Genomic DNA, 17,529 nt, shown 5'->3' with positions numbered 1-17,529 from the left:
GTGCATGCGTTTTGTGTCACACTAGGGGTTATGACAAATACTGCACCTATCATTTCCTCAATCCGTAACCATACCGGAGTCATTGAGCTCAACCGCCCCAAGGCTCTCAATTCCCTCACCCCGGAAATGATAGACCTCATTGCGGAGTCGCTGGCGCAGTGGCGCGACACTGATGAGGTGGAACAGGTGCTGTTTACCTCGACTAGTCCCAAGGCATATTGCGCCGGCGGCGATGTCCGCTACGCCCGCGAAGGGGTCAAGGAGGGCAAGGCGGATGAGGTCGATGCCTTCTTCGCCACCGAATACACGTTAAACGGTGATATTGCGGAGTATCCCAAGCCCATCGTGGCGCTCATCGATGGGATTGCTATGGGCGGCGGTCTGGGCATTTCCGCCCACGGGTCCCACCGCGTGGTTACGGAGAAAACCTTTGCCTCCATGCCAGAGATGAATATTGGCTATGTCACCGACGTAGGCATGGCCTATGCCGCCCAGCGGGCGGTGGGAACGCGCGGGAAGGCCTCGGCCGAGTTGGCGAAGTTCTGGGGGATCACCGGCTACCGCATGTATGCCGCAGACCTTGTATGGAGCGGGCTGGCCACCCACTATGTGGCGGACGGCGAAGCCTTTGCAAGTGCGGTGATCGAGCATGGACTAGACACGGCGCTAGCCCAACACGCCACCGCACCTAGCGGCGAGGCCCCCTTGGCCGAGCTTATCGACGCCATCGAGGACGCCTTTTCCCACGACACCTGGCAAGAAATCACCGCGGCCCTGGAAAAATACCCAGAGCTTAAACAACAGGTAGACAAGCTGACCGCGCAAGCGTGCCCGACCTCCATCGTGGCGGCCATGGAGCTCTTCCGCGCCGAGCAGGAGTGCAGCAGTATCCGCGAAGCGCTAGATATGGAGACCAACCTGGGCGCTTATATGTACCGACGTGGGGACTTTGCCGAGGGCGTGCGAGCGGTCTTGGTGGATAAAACCAACGATGCGGCATTTGAGCCTGCCGCGCTTGCCGACGTCGACGTGGACGCCCTCCGCAGCGCCCTACACCTCCACCCCGCGAAATGATCCATAGGCGGCGCGGGCGCGATCGGCGTTGATCCATGAGGGAGGGGCCACCGCCAGCGTCGCTTCGGTGGCGGCTGGCGTCGGCTCCGGGAGGTGCAGCTGTAGGGCGTCGAGCAGGACGAGGCCCACGCGGGCGTCGGCAAGCGTAGTGCCCGCCAGCGTCCAGATCCCCAAAATGGGCAAGGCTAGGTGCGGCAGCTGGTGCCCGCGCGCCAGCTCAAGCGGAAGGTGCGGGCGTACCAATTCAGGCACGGCCTCGTCGATACCAAAGCGCGCTAGGTTTCCTGCCAACCGCGCCGCCGCGGTGTCCTTGAGCTGCGGATCCGCCCAGGCCCACGTGAATTCCTCGTCCGAAATGGTCGCGATAAGCACCGCATTGGCCGTCATCTGCCCGCCGCTGTAGGACACCGTGGCAGTGGCTTTTTCCACATCGAGTTCTACCGTGGCATCTGGGAAGTTGCCTTGGAAAAACATCTGGCTTTCGGTGCTTAAGTAAAAGGCGTCCTCCAAGACGCGAGCGGCCGCCAAGCCCGGGGTGATGCCGGAAATCTTGTGTACCTCGGGGCTTGGCTGTTCAAAACGCACCGTGGTGCCATCAGAAAAATGCAGGTAGGGCTCTTCCTCGGTGGACTCCATGTCTAGGTAGCGGGCAAGTGCGAGGGCCGGTCCCTTCTCGTCCGCTTCCGTGCTGCTGTGCTGGAGACCACGCAGCAAGGTCTGGCGAAAGTCCAGGTAGGGGTGGAAATCTACCGCAACAATGGCCACGTGCTCGCCCTGCTGGGCGCGCAGCACCGGCATGTTGCCCACGATAAGGGAGGCATAAGCAACCATTCGGTCGACGTCTGTGCTGGCCGTACCTGACTGCGGAAGGTCAGCACAATGCTCGGTCGCAGCGGTAGTCCAGTGCCAGGTGCCTGCGGCGATGACGGCCAGGCGCACGCCACGAAAATCCGCCACGTGTTGCGCGGAGCTTACCCGTACCTCCACGAGCTGGTCGGTGGCATAGCTTCCTTCGCTATCGCCAGCCGAGGGCCCGAGGAAATTGAATTCCACGTCGGTCGCCTTCCCGATGCGTTCGCGAAAGGCAGCGTTAATTCCGGCACGGATAAAGCGGGCATCGGCCGCGGTGCGTTCAATGGAGTGGTAAGCATTCATGGTTGCTCATGATGATACGGGTGCCGGCAGGCGTACTCATAGGCGGCTACCAAAGCCTTGGTCGATTCCCGCCAGGAGTAGCGCTCCGCTTCTTCGCGCGCGGCGCGCCCCATGCGTTGGCGCGCCTGCGGATCCTCCAACAATGAGCACAGAGCGCTAGCCCACTGCTCATCCGTGGCGTCCTCATCTACCAGCAGCCCGGTCTTTTCATGCTCGATAACAAAGGGGATGCCGCCGGCATTGGTGCCGACCACCGGCACCCCGGAAGCAAAGGACTCTAGAGCAACCAAACCCAGCGTTTCCGTGGCGGAGGGGAAGGCGAATACATCGCCTGCTGCGAAGGCTGCCTGCAGCTCGGCTCCAGAAAGATAGCCGGTAAACACGGTGGTGGCGGAATCAAACTGGGCGCGCAACTCCTCTAGTGCGGGACCGGCGCCGATAAGGGCGAGGCGCGCGGCCGGCACACGCGTGCGCACCTGGCGCATGACCTCGTTGAGCCGCGCCAGGTCCTTTTCGTGCGAAATTCGGCCGATATAGGTAATCAACGGCGCCTCTGGGTGCCCTCCAGTCAACCGCGATCGCATCTGGGGGTCATAATTGTCGGGACGATAGGCCTGCGTATCAACGGCCTTAGGCCACAGTCGTACGGTATGAATGCCCATGTCGTGTGCCTTTTCCACCATGGGGCCAGAGGTGCAGAGATTGATCGCAGCCCGATTATGGAGGAATGTAATGGCCTTCTGCGTAATCGGCCGCAGCCAACCAATGCCCAGGGCCTCGGTATATTCCGGCACATTGGTGTGGAAGCTAGCAACTAGCGGTACAGCATCGCGCTCGGCGGCAAAGACGCCAAGAGCCGCGGTCCAAATGGGATTGACGGCATGAATGACATCCGGATCAAAGTCGCGGATGGCGCGGAAGAACCGGAGGCTAGGTAATCCAAAGTGAATTTCCGGATAGACCCACAGTGAGCGGCTGGGGATGCGGGTAACCGGAAAGCCCGCATAGGTTTCTGGTGGAGTGCCGGTGGCAAAAATGTGCACCTCATGGCCGAGCTCCGCGAGCTGGTCCAGCGTATTTGTCAGGCGGGTGACCACCCCATCAATCTTGGGCAAGAAAACTTCGGTGACAATAGCAATGCGCATGGTAGGAAAGTCGCTGCTTATTTCTGCTGCGCGGTGTGTGGAACGCCCGCTGCCTGCTGTGCGGTCCACAAAGACTGGGCCGGAATCTTGCTGCGGTCAACGCGGTCCGCGTATTTCTTAGCAACCTCTTCGACCTCGTGGAGTAGGCCTTCAGAAAGCGTGGTGGGGTTAAGGCCGAGCCCCAGGAAGGTGTCATTGGATACGTGCAACTCGTTCTCAGCCGACTCTTTGCGCGGATTAGGAACATAAGCCACCTCGGCGCCAGAGATGTCAGCGATGAGTTCTGCTAAGTCTCGCACGCGGTGGGTTTGCGTCATTTGGTTAAGGATTTTTACGCGGTCACCGCGCGATGGTGGATTTTCCAGAGCGAGCTCGATGCAGCGCACCATGTCTTGAATGTGGATGAAGGCGCGGGTTTGGCCACCGGTTCCATGTACCGTCAGCGGATAGCCGATGCCGGCCTGCACGAGGAAGCGGTTCAATACCGTTCCGTAGTCGCCGTCATAATCAAAGCGGTTAATTAGGCGTTCATCCTTCTGGGTCTGGGCGGTGTGGGTGCCCCAGACAATGCCCTGGTGCAGGTCGGTAATGCGCAGCTCATCATTCTTGGCGTAGTAGGCAAAAAGATGCTGATCCAGGACCTTCGTCATATGGTAAATCGAACCCGGATTGGAAGGGTAGAGGATAGATTTTTCCACCTCACCCTGTTCCGGTACGGCCACCTTGATATCCAGGTAGCCCTCAGGGATCTGCATACCGGCGGTGCCGTAACCGTAGACTCCCATGGTTCCGAGGTGAACGACGTGAATATCGAGGCCGGTTTCTACAACTGCGGCTAAAAGGTTATGGGTGGCATTGATGTTGTTATCCACCGTGTAGCGCTTGGTGGTGGGATTTTTCATGGAGTAAGGCGCGGCGCGCTGCTCCGCGAAATGCACGACGGCATCCGGAGCGAAGGAACGGAGGAACTCCACGAACCCGGCGTAATCCTTGGCGATATCGATGTTGGCGAAGGAAATATCTTTCCCACTGACCTCTTTCCACGCCGCCAAGCGTTCCTCAATGGAAGCGATGGGCGTGAGGGATTCGGCGCCTAGTTCCGCATCGATGGCGCGCCGGGAGAGGTTATCAACGATAGCGACCTCGTGGCCTTGATCCGAAAGGAATAGGGAAGCGGGCCATCCACAAAAGCCATCGCCACCAAGAATCGCTATCTTCACTGTGTCATTCTCCAGAGCTAGTTGTCGTGCTGAGGCTAAGGGAAAATTTTACCCTGCATAGCCCGTATATTTGGGCCATGCAGGGTTAACAGTGAATGAACCTATGGTGTAGCGCGCTAGCGACTAGTCGAGGGTGCGCAGGACGGAAAAAGTGTCCTTTACCAGCTTCTTCTTATCAGCCAGGCTGATACTTTCTCCCGCCGCTTGGCGCCGGTCCAGCTCCTGCCGGAATGCAACGCTGCCGCCGGCGCACGCATTGAGGACGACGCCTAGCTCATAGTCCGTGTAATCAGTTCCGCGCTGCTGGAAGGCGGAAATGATGGTGTCAGATACGCGCTCGAAGCGCTTCCTCTCTTCGGAGGTGTGGCTGAGGTTATCCAGGGCCTCACCAATGCGGTAGAGCGTATGGAGGGACCGCAGCTCCTTTTCTTCGTCTTCCAAGGACTCGAGCAGCGCTGCCTCTAAGACGGCGGTAACGCTTTTACCAGGGCACACGGAGGGGATATCCGCGGCGAAGGATTCCAACACGTCTGCCGTGAAGTACAGCAGGGCATCGGCCACCGAGGAGAAGTAGTTGTGAAAGGTGCGCGAGGAGACCCCGACGGCCGCGGTGATGCCGGAGATCGTGGCGGCTTCGGCGCCGCCGTCGAGGACGAGGCGCGCTGCCGCATCGGCCATGGCCTGACGCGTAGCTCGCTTCTTTTCTTCGCGCAGACTAGTCACGGTGTGCTTCGCCTACCTTCTCTCGTTGGGTGCGCAGGAGTTCCTCGCGGTCGGAGTGCAAGGCCTCGCCTTCGATATCCATGTTTGGCGTGATCTTATCCAACCAGCGCGGGAACCACCATGCCTTCTTATCCAGCACAAACATGGTAGCGGGGATGATCATCATGCGGACCACGAAGGCGTCAATAAGCACGCCCGCAGCCAGGGCAAAGCCCATGGTCTTAATGAACGGCTCGTCCATCAAGATGAAGGCGGCAAAGACGGAAACCATAATGAGGGCTGCGGCCGTGACCACGCGGGCGCCGTGCTTGAAGCCATTCGAGGTAGCGTTGCCAGCCGTCTTGCCATTGACAAATCCCTCACGCATGCGGGTAACCAAGAAGACTTGGTAGTCCATGGCCAGGCCGAAGGTAAGGCCGATGAGCATGATGGGCAGGAAGGAAAGCAGCGGCTGTGGGTCGTCGACGATGCCGAACATGCCTTCTTGCCAAATGGCCACGGTGATGCCGAAGGTCGCGGCCATCGACAAAGCGAAGCCGGCTGCGGCGATGAGCGGTACCCAGATGGAGCGGAAGACCAGCATCAAGACGATGAAGGCCAGGCCCAGCACGATGGCTACGTATGGGATGAGCACGTTATTGAGGCGCTCAGAAATGTCATCGAAGATCGGGGTGATACCGGTAATGCCGTAGGAACCGCCGGTCTTTTCAAACTCACCCTGGTAATCGCGCAGGTGGTTAAGGGTTTCGGTGGTTTCCTCATCGGTTGCACCGGTGGTAGGCGTGATCATGATCTGCGCAGCATCACCGTTGTCCGTGGTCTGCACGATCTGGGCGTTTTCTACGCCGTCGTTGCCATTGATCTCCTGCAGGAGGTCCTGGAAGGCCGGCATGCGGTCCTGCTCAGGGACATCGGCCACATCAACGAACGCGATCATCGGGGCATTGCGGCCAGGGCCAAAGGCGTCTGCCGTGATCTCATAGGCCTCGCGCTGCGGGGTGCCGGGCTTTGCGGTGCCATCGGTAGGCATGGCCAGGCGCAGCTGGGCAAATGGTACGGCCAGGGTGCCCAGCAAAACGACGGCCGCGACAAGGTGCAGCCACGGGTGGGCACGCACGCGGCGTACCCAGCGCAGGCCCATGGTGGGCTTTTCGTCCTCTGGGTCTGGAACCTTGGGGCCAGGTACGCGGCCGGCGAAGATCTTGGTGCCCAAGAGTCCCAGCAGGGCGGGGATGAAGGTATTGGCAACCAATACGGCGATGATGACCGTAGCTGCGGCGGCGATGGCCATGGTGCCCAGGAACGGGATGCCGATAATGGTCAGCGCGGCCAAGGCGATGACCACGGTGGTGCCGGCGAAGACAACGGAACCGCCCGCGGTGCCCAGCGCCATGCCCATGGCGTGGGCACGGGTGGCCTTATCCATCTTCTTGAGCTCTTGGGCCAGTTCCTTTGGCGAAAGATCGTTGAGGCCAGAGGAGGTGATGAGCTCGTTGCGGAAGCGGTTGACAATAAACAGCGCGTAATCGATGCCGACGGCCAGGCCAATCATGGAGGCCAACGTCGGGGTCATATCGGAGATGGTATCCGTAAAGACCGTGGATACCTGCACGCCGAGGATGCCAATGCCCACACCGATGATGGCGGAGATTAGCGGCATGCCAGCGGCCACGAAGGAACCGAAGGTAATCAGCAGCACGATCGCGGCGACGATGAGGCCGATAATCTCGGCGCTGCCACCCATCTCTTGGCCAGCGGAGCTAAAGGCATTGCCCTGGTACTTCACGGTGAGGTCGCCCTCGTCGTACTTATTGAGTACGTCCGTGACCTTGGTCATGTCCTCTTCTGGGATGTCCATGACGGTTTCCGCATCAAAGGTGATGGTGACGGTGCCGGTGGACTTATCCTCGCTCAGGGGGGAGAGCTGCTGCAGGTTCTTTTGAATCTGCTCGTCTGGCATGTGCTGGGCCTTCATCTTTTCGCCCATTTGCTTTTCCATGCCGGCTGCAGCCATCACCGGGCTGACCAGCTTGTCCTGGCCCTTGAGCGCGCCAGTGTCCTTGAGCTCGCCAAGGAGATCATCTACCTCGCCGGCTACCTGCTTATCGGTGAGGTTCTTCCCCTCTGGAGCTTGGATGACCACGCTGCCTTCGGGTGCACTCATGGCATCGGTATCTTGGCCGAAGCGCTCCATCATCTTGTCTTGGGTGGTGGTGGAGTCCATCTCCGGCATGGAGAAATTAGGGTTGGGGGCCTTGGCAAAGCCGGCGGTAAGTCCCGCCATGGCCACCAAGACGATGAGCCAAAAGGCTAGGAAGGGCCACACCTTGCGGTAGGACCAGCTACCTAGCCGGTAGAGGAATTTAGACATAAATATGCTTTCTTGTGCAGTATGCGCGCAATTCTGCGCGCGCGAAGATGTATAAGGAATCCGTGGGGAAGAGGAATGTGCACCCCACGCGAAACATTGCATAGTGTACGCAAAATTGCGGAATGTGCGCAAAGAACTGTGTGGTGGACCATAGGAAGCTGCTCGTGAGATATAGGTCTTGTGCCCTCAGGCGTATCGGCGATGGCGGCATGGGGCGGTAGACTGACCGGCATGCTCCACGCCGTTAGTTTTGCCCTCCTGGATTCCGTCAATGCCTTACTCATCGGAATCCTCGTGGCCATTGGCATCATCTTGCCCCGCGGCAAGTACCGGCGCATTGCCTCCTTAGTGGTGATAGGAGACTGGATGGGAGTCCTCGCCGCGGCGGCCGTGGTGATGTTTGTGCTGCTGGGAGTAAAAGACCAGATCGAGGCCATTTTGAGCTCGCCCGTTGCCGGCTGGGTACTTGTCGCAGTCGGCATCGCGGTGGGGTTTGGCTCGTGGCGCTCTCAAGGCCAGCCCAATGCCTTGGTAAATCGGCTGCTCGAGCCGTTGCGTACTCCATCGCTGCTTACCGCGATTATCGGTTTCATTATGGGCGTGGTGCAATCGCTGACCTCGGTGCCGTTTTATTACGGGCTCATGCACCTGGCTACCGAAGACATCGCTCCGGCCGCTCAGTACGGCGGCTTGGTGTGGTACGCCAGCCTGGCTTTGTCCCTGCCCACTATCTGTGGCCTTTTTATTGCGGTGGTGCGCGCCCATCCGGAATCGGCCGCCGGCCGTCTTTTTGCCGCGGCGCGCGCCAATAGCACCCAGGTGGCGCTCTTCGGCGGCTACCTCGTGGCGGTCTTCCTCATCCTCATGGGCGTGCTTTCCCTTTAATCAAAGGTGACCTCCTCCAGACTCAAAGCCACATCGGATTGGCTGCGCGCGCAGTCCACGTAGCGGGCAGCATGCGCAATGAAGGCCTGTGACTCTTCCTGGCTGAGCTCGCGGCGCACCTTGGCCGGCACGCCGGCGGCAAGGCTCCGCGGCGCAATGGTGGTTCCTTCCAGTACCACGGCGCCTGCCGCGATGAGCGAGCCGGTGCCAATAGTGCAGCGCGAGAGCAGCGAAGAGGACATACCCACCAGGGAACCGGCCTCCACATGCGCGGCATGAACCATCGCCATGTGTCCCACCGTGACATCATCTTCTAGTACGCACGGCGTGTCCTCTTCTACGTGGAAGACGCAATTGTCCTGAATATTGCACCTAGAGCCAATGTGAATTGCGCCCACGTCGCCGCGCAGTACGGCGCCATAAAAGACGGAGGAATCCGGGCCGATTTCTACATCACCAATGATGGTGGCATTGGGCGCAATCCACGCACTGCGGTGGATGCGCGGCTTCTTCCCAGCACAAGGCAAAAGCAGCATGTCAGTCCTTTCTAGGAAACTATTCCACCACCACGGCGACGGCGGGGGAAAGTTCATAGTCGCCGGGGTAGGGGAGGTGGTCTACGAGGGCGTCGGCAAGCGCGGGCGTAAGCGGAATGACCCAGCCGCGCCGGGGATCTTTGATGGGAAGGGCTTCCTTGTTTGTGGCGGCAAAATGAACCGTGGCAGCGGGAGAGACCAAGGTAGCGGATTCACGGGCGCGGGCTAACTCGCAGAGCACTTCCGCGCCGGGCTGATTAGTGACCACAATGATAAGCGGGCCAGCGGTGTGGATTTCCAGTTTTTCTACCCGTGCGGTGGGGGCGGTGAAATCGGGGTGAGCTAAGCGCGGGGGCTGCGCGCCGGTAAGTCGGGCGAGGGCGTCTTTTAATCCCATAAGCCCTTAGTCTAACCTGACTTAGGTCATGGGCAGGTGAGTAACGTCACTCTTGACACTGTTACCTGGTGGTTTTGTTTGCGGGTGGGATTTTTCCGCACTAAGTGGGTAGTTCCGGGGTGTTCAGTAGTCTGATTTTGGTGAGTCCTTATATTCGCACCGTCAAGACCGACTCAGGAGCGATAGCGGTGCACGTGGTGTTCTCTGAACGCAAAAGTGCGAAAAGAATGAAGCATATCGGCTCAGCGCATTCAGAGTCTGAGCTTGCGCTTTTGCGGGCTGAGGCTCAACGCATCGTCGATGGTGACCAACTCGCAATGGACTTCGGCGAGGTTACACACCCCACCGGCAACAGGCAGCGTTTCCAACCCGCTGCCGGTAGCCGGTCAGCGGGCTGGATACTTGCTGGACTGTATTGATGCGTGTTTCAACGAGTTAGGCCTTGCTGCAGCAAGCGGCGATGATCCGGTGCTTCGTGTTCTGGTGCGTGCCCGGATCATCCATCCCAGCTTAAAGCTGGATTTCATCGAGACTCTTGCTGAGGTTGGCATCACCAGCGCAAGCTACCGCACCATCCAGAGGCGTCTTTCCTCCTTCGCCACCGAATCGTTCGGGGAGATACAAACCCAAGCGTTGGCCCATCATGCAGGTATTGGGCCAGGCGCATTTAACTTGTACGACGTGACCATCTTGTACTTTGAAGCCGATACTCCTGATGAGCTTCGCAACTCCCTAGTTTCCAAAGAACGCCGTGTGGAGCCACAAAACCTTGTCGGGCTGCTTACTGATGCCACCGGGTTTCCACTGCATGTGGGCGCGTTTGCTGGCAACTCGGTATAAACCCACACGATGCTACCGATGATCACACGGTTCTAAGATGCCTACCAGCTCGACGAGGTTACCGTCGTTGCTGATGCGGGCATGGTTTCAGCGGCGAACAAGCAAGCACTCATCGATGCAGGTCTGCACTACATTTTGTCGGTGAAACCTCCACCGTGCCTGAGGTGATTGAAACCTGGCGGCGGGAAAACCCCGGTGAAGACTACGCCCACGGCCAGATCTGGACACAAGCCTCGGCTGGGACAACGGCGCCCATGATTGGCGGCCAGCCTCCGTTGGCGCGGCGAGCCTGGCTGAGGCCGTAACGGATCTCGTGGCTGCCGGTGCTAGCCTGCTGGGTGGGTGCTGCCGCGTGGGGCCACTGAGATACGCCAGCTGCGCGCTTCCATCCTTCGCGCAACAAGCGGGTCCTCTGGACAATAGCGAAGGAATACCAGGACAACTCCAATGCACGGGGATACAATATTGCTATGAAAAAGTCTTCTTTCCTCGCAGCATGCGCTGCGTTCCTCGTCGCCTCTCTGTCCGTACCCGCCGCCAACGCCGAGTTGACCCAGACTGAGCGGGACCAATTCCGTACCGACCCCGTTGGCGCGATTGCCTGGCAGGCCATCAAGGGCTCTTCCGAGTATGTGCGTGCCGATGGTGACACCATGATGGCCGCGTCCTTCTTCTCCATGACTTCGCCGGGCGACGACATCGGCCTGCCGGCCCTGCAGAACTGCGCCGAGCGGGTCGGCTCCTCTGCTCCGGAGGGTGGCGTGCGCTACGTGGCGGCCGCCCTGTGCGCGACCTTTGACCCGACCACACGTGGCGAGGTGCAGCGCGCGAACCTCATGTACGCGCCGCTGGGTTAAACCGCGCTTTATCGAGCCGCACGGTGGTTGCGTCATGTTGCGTTGAATCGCGCTGCGTCAGGCAGTGCGCAGCGCGTTCGATTTGGTGGAATGCTGCAAGGAGGGATGATGCGCAAGCACGTGGTGATCAAGGGAGTCTCGAGCTGCGGTAAGTCCACGGTCGGGGAGTTGCTGGCGCAGCGCACCGGCCTGCCTTTTCGGGATGGGGACGATATGCATCCGGCGGCGAACATCTAGCAGATGGCCTCGGGGCAGGCCCTTGACGACGCCGACCGCAAGCCCTGGCTCGAGTCCTTAGGCCGCTTTCTTGCGGACCAGGACGCCGGTGCCATTGTGGGCTGCTCCGCGCTCAAGCGCTCCCACCGCGACATCATCGATACGATCTTTGTAGGCCTGCACGGCTCTTATGAGCTGCTCAAGGAGCGCATGAGTCAGCGCTCTGGGCAACTTCATGCCGGTCGTCCTTCTGGACTCGCAATTCGAGACACTCGAGGAACTGCAGCCGGGGGAAGCGGGCATCGTGCTGGATTTCAGCGAGGTCCCAGAGGAACTTGCCGCCGCGGCGGCCGAATACTTACGGGGTTAGCTGGCGCTTCCCGACTTAGGTCATGTGTGGGTGAGAAACGTTTCTCTCGACACTGCTACCTGGTGGTATTTGGCGGTGGGGTGGGATTGTTCCGCACTAAAGTGGCCTAAGTCAGGTGGAATCGGGGCGCGCTAAGCGCGGGGACTGCGTGCCGGTTAGCCGGGCAAGTGCATCTTTTGATCCCATGGGAGCCCAGTCTAGTGAGCGCTCACAGTGATGGTGCGGCAGCGCTCCAGGTCGAAATAGGCACGTTGGCCGGTGGCGGCAACGCGTGCGCGGGCCACGGACTCATCGTGGGTTACGGCCGTAGCGAGGAAGACGAGCGGACCATCCGGCTGGCGCCATGTGCCGAGATACCGCGCGCCGTGTTCCTTGGCTAAGGCCAAGGCCTTGCTCACCGCGGCTGGGGTAGGCTCCGTCACCCGCAGCAGCGCTTTCCCGGTGGGGTTATAGGCAAACCCGGTGCGGGGCTGCTGGCCGGTTTCGATATCGAAGGTGCCTTCTTCGTCCGCGAGTAATTGCCGGAAAATACGCTTCATTGGGCCCAGCGTAGTATGGGGCACCATGATTGACGCCAGCAACACCGCACTCGTTATTGAAGGCGGCGGCATGCGCAATTCCTATACGGCCGCCTGCATGGTCAAGCTCATCGAAGAGGGCGTGGACTTTGGCTGGGTAGGCGGCGTCTCCGCCGGGGCATCGCATACCGTTAATTACTTGTCGCGCGATGCCCGGCGCGCAGAAGAGTCTTTTACGGACTTTGCTCAAAGCCCCAGCTTCGGCGGAGTGGGTTCGCTGGTGCGGGGTACCGGGTATTTCAATGCCGAGTACATCTATGAGCGCGCCGCGGACAAGGATCTGCCCTTTGATTGGCAGGCTTACCGCGAGCATCCTGCCGATATGGTGCTCGCTGCAGCGCGCGCCGATACCGGCGAGTCTGTTTATTGGACGCGCGAGGACATCCACACCCCGGAAGATCTCTTCGTGCGCGTGCGCGCTTCCTCCACGCTGCCGCTGATAATGCCGATGCGATTTATCGACGGCGCGCCGTACGTGGACGGCGCTTTGGGCTCTTCCGGTGGCATTACCATTGCGCAAGCAGAAGAGGCTGGATACGAGAAGTTCCTGTTTATCGGGACTAAGCCGCGCGGGTACGTGCGCCCTGCGGTTGCGCGCCCAGCCTTTGTCCGCCGCGTCTTCCGCAGGTACCCCGCTATTGCCGACGCCCTCATAGCCCGCCCCGCCCTCTATAACGCGGCCAAAGACCGGCTTTTGGAGTTGGAGCGCCAAGGCAAAGCGCAATTATTTTTTCCGGAAGATATGCAGGTGGCCTCTACCGAACGCAACGTACACAAGCTGCGGGCAAACTATCAGGCGGGTAAAGCCCAGACCTATACGGAGTGGCCACGGTGGAAGGAATTCCTCCTCGATTAGTTCACTATGGGCGTTTCCTGTGAGATGTACCGCCGCTGGGGGTGGGGTCTCGGCTGGGAAAGTGGTGTGCCCAGTGTAAATGCCAGAAGGCCAGGGCTTGGAAAAGCCTTTCACGTGGCGCTTTCTTGAGAAATGCCTAAACTATTCCAGCGTGTTAGCAATTTTTGATGGAAATATATGGCTGAGCATCTTTTTCATAGTGCTGCTCGGCACGCTATTTGGCATGATCCCCTTCGGTCCGCTGCGCTTTGGCGCGGCGGGCACGCTGTTTATGGGCTTGGCCTTCGGCTCGTCTATTGATCTGGATAAAGACATCTTAAGCTCCCTGCAAGAGCTGGGATTGGGACTCTTTATTTATATGCAGGGCCTGTCCGCCGGTGAGCGCTTCTTCAAGGGCTTTTCCAAGCAGATGAAGCACATGCTCACGGCGGCCATTGCGATTGTGGTGGCCGCGGGCGCAGCCCTCCTCTTTGGCGGCATGCTGGGGCTGGATACCCTGGCTTCCGTTGGTGTATTCGCCGGCGCCACGACCTCGACGCCGTCGCTGGCAGTTGCCCAACAGCAAACCGGTGAAGAGCTACCGGCTGTGGGCTACTCGCTGGGCTATCCCGTGGGTGTGGCGGTGGCCATTTTGGTCGTGGCATTCCTGCTTAAGCAGAATTGGCCCGCCAAGCACGATAAGGACAATTCGGCCTCCAAGATCTTCCGCTCCCGCACCATTCGCGTTACCAAAGACGTGAACTACGACGACTTGGAAGAACAGTTCAAGGATCACTTTGTTATCGCTACCATTCGCCGCGGTAATAAGGTCCGGGTTGCCGGCGATCGCCCCGAATTGCACAAGGGCGATATCCTGCGCGTTATGGTCACCAAGGCTAAGGCCCGTGAACTGACCCAAATGCTGGGCAAGCGTCAGCCGCAAACTCCGTTCGTGGATAAACGCCTGGTCATCGAAAACGTGGCTATTTCTAACCAAGATATCGCCGGCCGCACCGTTGAGGAGCTCAACCTGTTCTCCCGCTATGGTGGTCGCATCGTGCGCGTGCAGCGCGGCGATGAGGAATTCTTGGCCAATAATGAAACCCACTTGGCTTCTGGCGATATGCTGGAGCTCATCGTGAAGTTTGACCGCTTGGGCGACATCAAGGATTACTTCGGTGACTCAATTAAGTCCTACTCCGAGCTGAACTGGGTGGCCTTGGGTGGTGGCCTGTTCCTGGGTTACCTGCTGGGCCAGGTCGTGGTACCGATGCCGGGTGGCGCTTCTTTCGAGCTGGGCTTCGCGCTCGGCCCGCTGATTACCGGCCTTATCCTCGGTGCGCTGCACCGGACCCGCCGCATTCCGTGGCAGGTGCCGGCCTCCATTAATACTGCCTTCCAGCAGTGGGGCCTCGTCATCTTCTTGGCCTCTGTGGGCCTCTCGTCCGGCGAGGCATTCCTGTCCACCGCCTTCTCCTGGATGGGCCTGAAGTGCATGATCCTCGCCGCCATTGTTACCGTGGTGGTTGCGGTCCTATTCGCTGTAGCGAATCGCTTCATGGGTCAGTCCGAAACTCGTACCGCCGGCGGACACTCTGGCATCTTTGCTCAGCCGGCCGTGGTCAATTACGCCACGGGGCTGAGCTCCGACTCGCGCATCATGACCGGTTATGCGGCCACCATTGTGGTGGCGCAGGTGGTCAAAATTGCCGTTGTCCCTGTGATGTTGATGGTTTAACACGCAACTGAAAAGGCCGCTTCCCGTTCTGGGAAGCGGCCTTTTTCTCTGCCGTGTGAAGCTGTGTGGTTTCTAATCCGCCACGAGGGTTTCCATGGTGAGCTCTGGGTGTTCCTTCTCAATGAAGGCGAGCTTCCACTTATCACCAAAGAGCGCGATGAGCTCGCCATCTTGGCGGGTAAAGATTTCCACGCCGCGCTGACGGCCGAGCTCTGGGGCGGATTCGGCATCGGTGCGGCGAGCCACGGAATAGGGGATAGGCTCGGTGACGGTTTCCACGTTGTATTCGAACTCCATGCGGGCCTGCATGACCTCGAACTGCATGGGGCCCACCGCCGCCATGACCGGGGAGGCATCGCCACGCGCCTCGTTCTTGAGAATCTGGACCACGCCCTCGGCCGCCAGCTGCTCCAGACCCTTGCGGAAGGCCTTGTACTTGCCCAGCGACTTCGCGCGCAGAATGCGGAAGGCTTCCGGTGCGAACTGTGGCATGGGCTTAAATTGCACCTTCTTACCGGAATAGATGGTGTCACCAGGGGCAAGCGAGCCAGCGTTGACCAAACCCACAATATCGCCCGGATAGGCGGTGTCCACGGTATCGCGCGTGCGGCCAAAGACAGTCAGGGCGTACTTGGTGGAAAAGCTGCGGCCAGATTGGGCGTGGTTGACCTGCATGCCGCGCTCGAATTCACCGGAGACCACGCGCATAAAGGCCAGGTTATCGCGGTGCTTTTGGTCCATGCCTGCCTGGACCTTGAAGACGACTCCCGAGAAGTCATCGCTAACCTCGCGGACCTCATCAATGGCGCTGGTGGCTGCCTCAACTGCCTTGGGATCGGATTCGCGCGAGTGCGGAGCCGGGGCAATGGCGCACAGGGTGTCCAAAATCTGGTGCACACCAAAGTTCAGCATGGCGGAAGCGAAGATGAGTGGGGAGGTCACGCACTGCTCAAAGAGCTCCTGGTCATGCAGGGCACCATCGGCGGCAAGCAACTCGGCTTCCTCGACAGCGGTCTCCCACACGTCTTCTTCCTTCTCACCGGCGGCATCCGGATCGAAGTGTTCTTCCGGGGCGATAGTGGAACCACCAGCGGTGCGGATGAAGTGAATGTACTCATCGGCCTCGCCATCATCGTTGATATGTGCCAGGCCGCGGAAGTCACCGGCAATGCCTACCGGCCAGTACAGGGGCGTGGGCTGCAGCTGAATTTCGTTGACGATTTCATCGACAAGCTCCAAGGGCTCGCGGCCCACGCGGTCCCATTTATTGATGACGGTAACGATAGGCAGGCCGCGGGCCTTGCACACGCGGAAGAGCTTGAGGGTCTGGGGCTCGAGGCCCTTGGCGGCGTCGATAAGCATGACTGCCGCATCCACCGCGGTGAGCACGCGGTAGGTATCCTCTGAGAAGTCCGCGTGGCCCGGGGTATCGACCAGGTTAATCATGTAGGGTTCGCCCTCGTGGCCCTCCGGCGCATACTCGAACTGCAGCGCCGAGGAAGCCACGGAAATGCCGCGGTCCTTTTCCATATCCATCCAGTCAGACACGGTGGACTTGCGGTTGCCCTTGCCGTGGACCGCGCCGGCCTCATTAATAACGTGTGCGTGCAGCGCCAGCGCCTCCGTCAGCGTGGACTTACCAGCATCCGGATGGGCGATAACGGCAAACGTGCGGCGGCGCGAGGCCTCAGAAACGACAGAACTCATGCGCCATAGTCTAGTGGTTTCGCGCTACCACTCCACATTGAGGCGGCGCCCCAAATCATCAAAGACGCGGCGAGCCACCGACAGCTTCTTCGCAATGGGGCGCTGCAGGCCAGGTTTGCGCTTGTCGTTGTAGTATTCGCCGGATTCAAAGTGGATTCCCTCGGTGCCCGTCAAAAAGTAGGCGAGGTTATCGCCGCCGTCGGCAGGCTTGCCAAAGGTCTTGCCAATCAGCCCGGAATACATCTTGGACATTAGGCCAGTAGAAGACTTGGAAAAATCCGTGGCAAGCACGCCAGGGTGGAAGGACACCGCGTTAATCCCGTGGGCATCAAAATAACGGGTGAGCAGGATATCGCCCAGCTTGGCGTTGCCGTAGGCGCGCTCGGGGCTGAAGTGCTCCAGCGTAGTGGGATCACTGAGGTCGAACTTAGACATAAGGAAATTAGCTAGGGAAGCCGTTTGCACCACGTTCGCGTTATCCGCGCGCAGCTTGTCGCGTAGCAGCGAGGTCAACAGGAAAGGCGCGACCACGTTGACCTGCCAGGTGCGCTCAAATCCATCGGCGGTGGTGGACGGGCCGTCAAAAATGCCGCCGGCATTATTGCCCAGGGCGTGGATGTGCTCTAAGCCTTCCAAATCCTGTGCCAAGCGGCGTACCTGGCCCAGGGATTCGAAGTCCGCTAGGAAGTACTGGCCTTCGACTTCCTCGGCCACCGCGCGGGTCTTTTCCGGATTGCGGCCGATGATAACCAGGTTGTCTTGTGGCCGGGTGCGGTGCAACTGACGAGCAGCCGCGGCGCCCAACCCGCCGGATGCGCCGGTAATCACAATGGTCTTGGCAGTGGTATTTGGCGGAGTCATAGCACCAATCCTAACCTCCCA

Annotated in this window: 16 protein-coding genes and 2 pseudogenes; 7 read left to right on the top strand and 11 right to left on the bottom strand. The window is 59.7% G+C overall.

Features of this window, described 5'->3' with window-relative positions:
• The first annotated feature begins 30 nt into the window (after nucleotides 1–30).
• Nucleotides 31–1,074: an enoyl-CoA hydratase/isomerase family protein gene (locus I6J28_RS10250; RefSeq protein ID WP_204609733.1), complete on the top strand. Its 1,044-nt coding sequence runs from the start codon at nucleotides 31–33 to the stop codon at nucleotides 1,072–1,074.
• Here the strand turns inward: I6J28_RS10250 and I6J28_RS10245 are convergent.
• The 5 genes from I6J28_RS10245 to I6J28_RS10225 form a co-directional block, all read right to left on the bottom strand.
• Nucleotides 1,051–2,229, bottom strand: coding sequence for a DUF6882 domain-containing protein (locus tag I6J28_RS10245; RefSeq protein WP_204609732.1), 1,179 nt, complete (start codon nucleotides 2,227–2,229; stop codon nucleotides 1,051–1,053). The two genes, I6J28_RS10250 and I6J28_RS10245, sit on opposite strands and share 24 nt — an antisense overlap.
• Nucleotides 2,226–3,374, bottom strand: coding sequence for a glycosyltransferase family 4 protein (locus I6J28_RS10240; protein WP_204609730.1), 1,149 nt, complete (start codon nucleotides 3,372–3,374; stop codon nucleotides 2,226–2,228). Before I6J28_RS10240 ends, I6J28_RS10245 begins: the two co-directional genes overlap by 4 nt.
• A gap of 17 nt (nucleotides 3,375–3,391) precedes the next feature.
• Nucleotides 3,392–4,594 carry an NAD-dependent epimerase/dehydratase family protein gene (locus I6J28_RS10235; RefSeq protein WP_204609728.1) on the bottom strand — a complete coding sequence of 401 codons (1,203 nt, stop codon included), beginning with the start codon at nucleotides 4,592–4,594 and terminating at the stop codon, nucleotides 3,392–3,394.
• Nucleotides 4,595–4,717: 123 nt separating this feature from the next.
• Nucleotides 4,718–5,317 carry a TetR/AcrR family transcriptional regulator gene (locus I6J28_RS10230; protein ID WP_204609726.1) on the bottom strand — a complete coding sequence of 200 codons (600 nt, stop codon included), beginning with the start codon at nucleotides 5,315–5,317 and terminating at the stop codon, nucleotides 4,718–4,720.
• Nucleotides 5,310–7,688 (bottom strand): MMPL family transporter, encoded by a 2,379-nt coding sequence (locus I6J28_RS10225; RefSeq protein WP_204609724.1) that lies wholly within the window; start codon nucleotides 7,686–7,688, stop codon nucleotides 5,310–5,312. The genes I6J28_RS10230 and I6J28_RS10225 overlap by 8 nt, the downstream gene beginning before the upstream one ends.
• A gap of 231 nt (nucleotides 7,689–7,919) precedes the next feature.
• Between I6J28_RS10225 and I6J28_RS10220 the strand changes: the two genes are divergently transcribed.
• Entirely contained in the window at nucleotides 7,920–8,573 is a 654-nt protein-coding gene (locus I6J28_RS10220) for a hypothetical protein (protein WP_204609722.1), read from the top strand.
• Here the strand turns inward: I6J28_RS10220 and I6J28_RS10215 are convergent.
• Together I6J28_RS10215 and I6J28_RS10210 are read right to left on the bottom strand one after the other, a co-directional pair.
• The gene (locus I6J28_RS10215; RefSeq protein WP_204609720.1) at nucleotides 8,570–9,109 is read right to left on the bottom strand and encodes a gamma carbonic anhydrase family protein; all 540 of its coding nucleotides are present in this window, start codon (nucleotides 9,107–9,109) and stop codon (nucleotides 8,570–8,572) included. The genes I6J28_RS10220 and I6J28_RS10215 overlap by 4 nt on opposite strands.
• Before the next feature lie 19 nt (nucleotides 9,110–9,128).
• Entirely contained in the window at nucleotides 9,129–9,506 is a 378-nt protein-coding gene (locus tag I6J28_RS10210) for a hypothetical protein (protein WP_204609718.1), read from the bottom strand.
• Between the two features lie 140 nt (nucleotides 9,507–9,646).
• Here I6J28_RS10210 and I6J28_RS12025 point away from each other — a divergent pair.
• Nucleotides 9,647–10,585 (top strand): annotated as a pseudogene (locus tag I6J28_RS12025) (IS1634 family transposase); the annotation flags it as partial.
• On the opposite strand, the gene I6J28_RS10200 reads toward I6J28_RS12025, so the two are convergent.
• The gene (locus I6J28_RS10200) at nucleotides 10,549–10,749 is read right to left on the bottom strand and encodes a hypothetical protein (RefSeq protein ID WP_204611470.1); all 201 of its coding nucleotides are present in this window, start codon (nucleotides 10,747–10,749) and stop codon (nucleotides 10,549–10,551) included. The pseudogene I6J28_RS12025 and the gene I6J28_RS10200 overlap by 37 nt on opposite strands.
• A 67-nt stretch (nucleotides 10,750–10,816) precedes the next feature.
• Between I6J28_RS10200 and I6J28_RS10195 the strand changes: the two genes are divergently transcribed.
• Both I6J28_RS10195 and I6J28_RS10190 read left to right on the top strand, forming a co-directional pair.
• On the top strand, nucleotides 10,817–11,203 hold the full coding sequence (locus I6J28_RS10195; RefSeq protein WP_204609716.1) for a hypothetical protein: 387 nt from the start codon (nucleotides 10,817–10,819) through the stop codon (nucleotides 11,201–11,203).
• 108 nt (nucleotides 11,204–11,311) lie between these two features.
• Nucleotides 11,312–11,789: pseudogene (locus tag I6J28_RS10190) on the top strand (gluconokinase).
• A gap of 197 nt (nucleotides 11,790–11,986) precedes the next feature.
• On the opposite strand, the gene I6J28_RS10185 reads toward I6J28_RS10190, so the two are convergent.
• A complete protein-coding gene (locus I6J28_RS10185) occupies nucleotides 11,987–12,328 on the bottom strand; it encodes a hypothetical protein (RefSeq protein ID WP_239280176.1) in 342 nt (113 codons plus the stop codon).
• Between the two features lie 25 nt (nucleotides 12,329–12,353).
• Between I6J28_RS10185 and I6J28_RS10180 the strand changes: the two genes are divergently transcribed.
• The gene (locus tag I6J28_RS10180; RefSeq protein WP_204609712.1) at nucleotides 12,354–13,223 is read left to right on the top strand and encodes a patatin-like phospholipase family protein; all 870 of its coding nucleotides are present in this window, start codon (nucleotides 12,354–12,356) and stop codon (nucleotides 13,221–13,223) included.
• 151 nt (nucleotides 13,224–13,374) lie between these two features.
• Nucleotides 13,375–14,940 carry a TrkA C-terminal domain-containing protein gene (locus I6J28_RS10175; protein ID WP_204609710.1) on the top strand — a complete coding sequence of 522 codons (1,566 nt, stop codon included), beginning with the start codon at nucleotides 13,375–13,377 and terminating at the stop codon, nucleotides 14,938–14,940.
• 72 nt (nucleotides 14,941–15,012) lie between these two features.
• Here the strand turns inward: I6J28_RS10175 and I6J28_RS10170 are convergent, their stop codons facing one another.
• Both I6J28_RS10170 and I6J28_RS10165 read right to left on the bottom strand, forming a co-directional pair.
• Nucleotides 15,013–16,647: a peptide chain release factor 3 gene (locus I6J28_RS10170; protein ID WP_179386259.1), complete on the bottom strand. Its 1,635-nt coding sequence runs from the start codon at nucleotides 16,645–16,647 to the stop codon at nucleotides 15,013–15,015.
• 24 nt (nucleotides 16,648–16,671) lie between these two features.
• Entirely contained in the window at nucleotides 16,672–17,508 is an 837-nt protein-coding gene (locus tag I6J28_RS10165; protein ID WP_204609708.1) for an SDR family NAD(P)-dependent oxidoreductase, read from the bottom strand.
• Nucleotides 17,509–17,529 lie beyond the last annotated feature (21 nt).

It is taken from the genome of Corynebacterium tuberculostearicum (genome assembly GCF_016894265.1).
In the GTDB taxonomy this organism is placed as follows: domain Bacteria; phylum Actinomycetota; class Actinomycetes; order Mycobacteriales; family Mycobacteriaceae; genus Corynebacterium; species Corynebacterium tuberculostearicum_D.
This window is presented reverse-complemented; position numbering and strand designations above follow the sequence as displayed.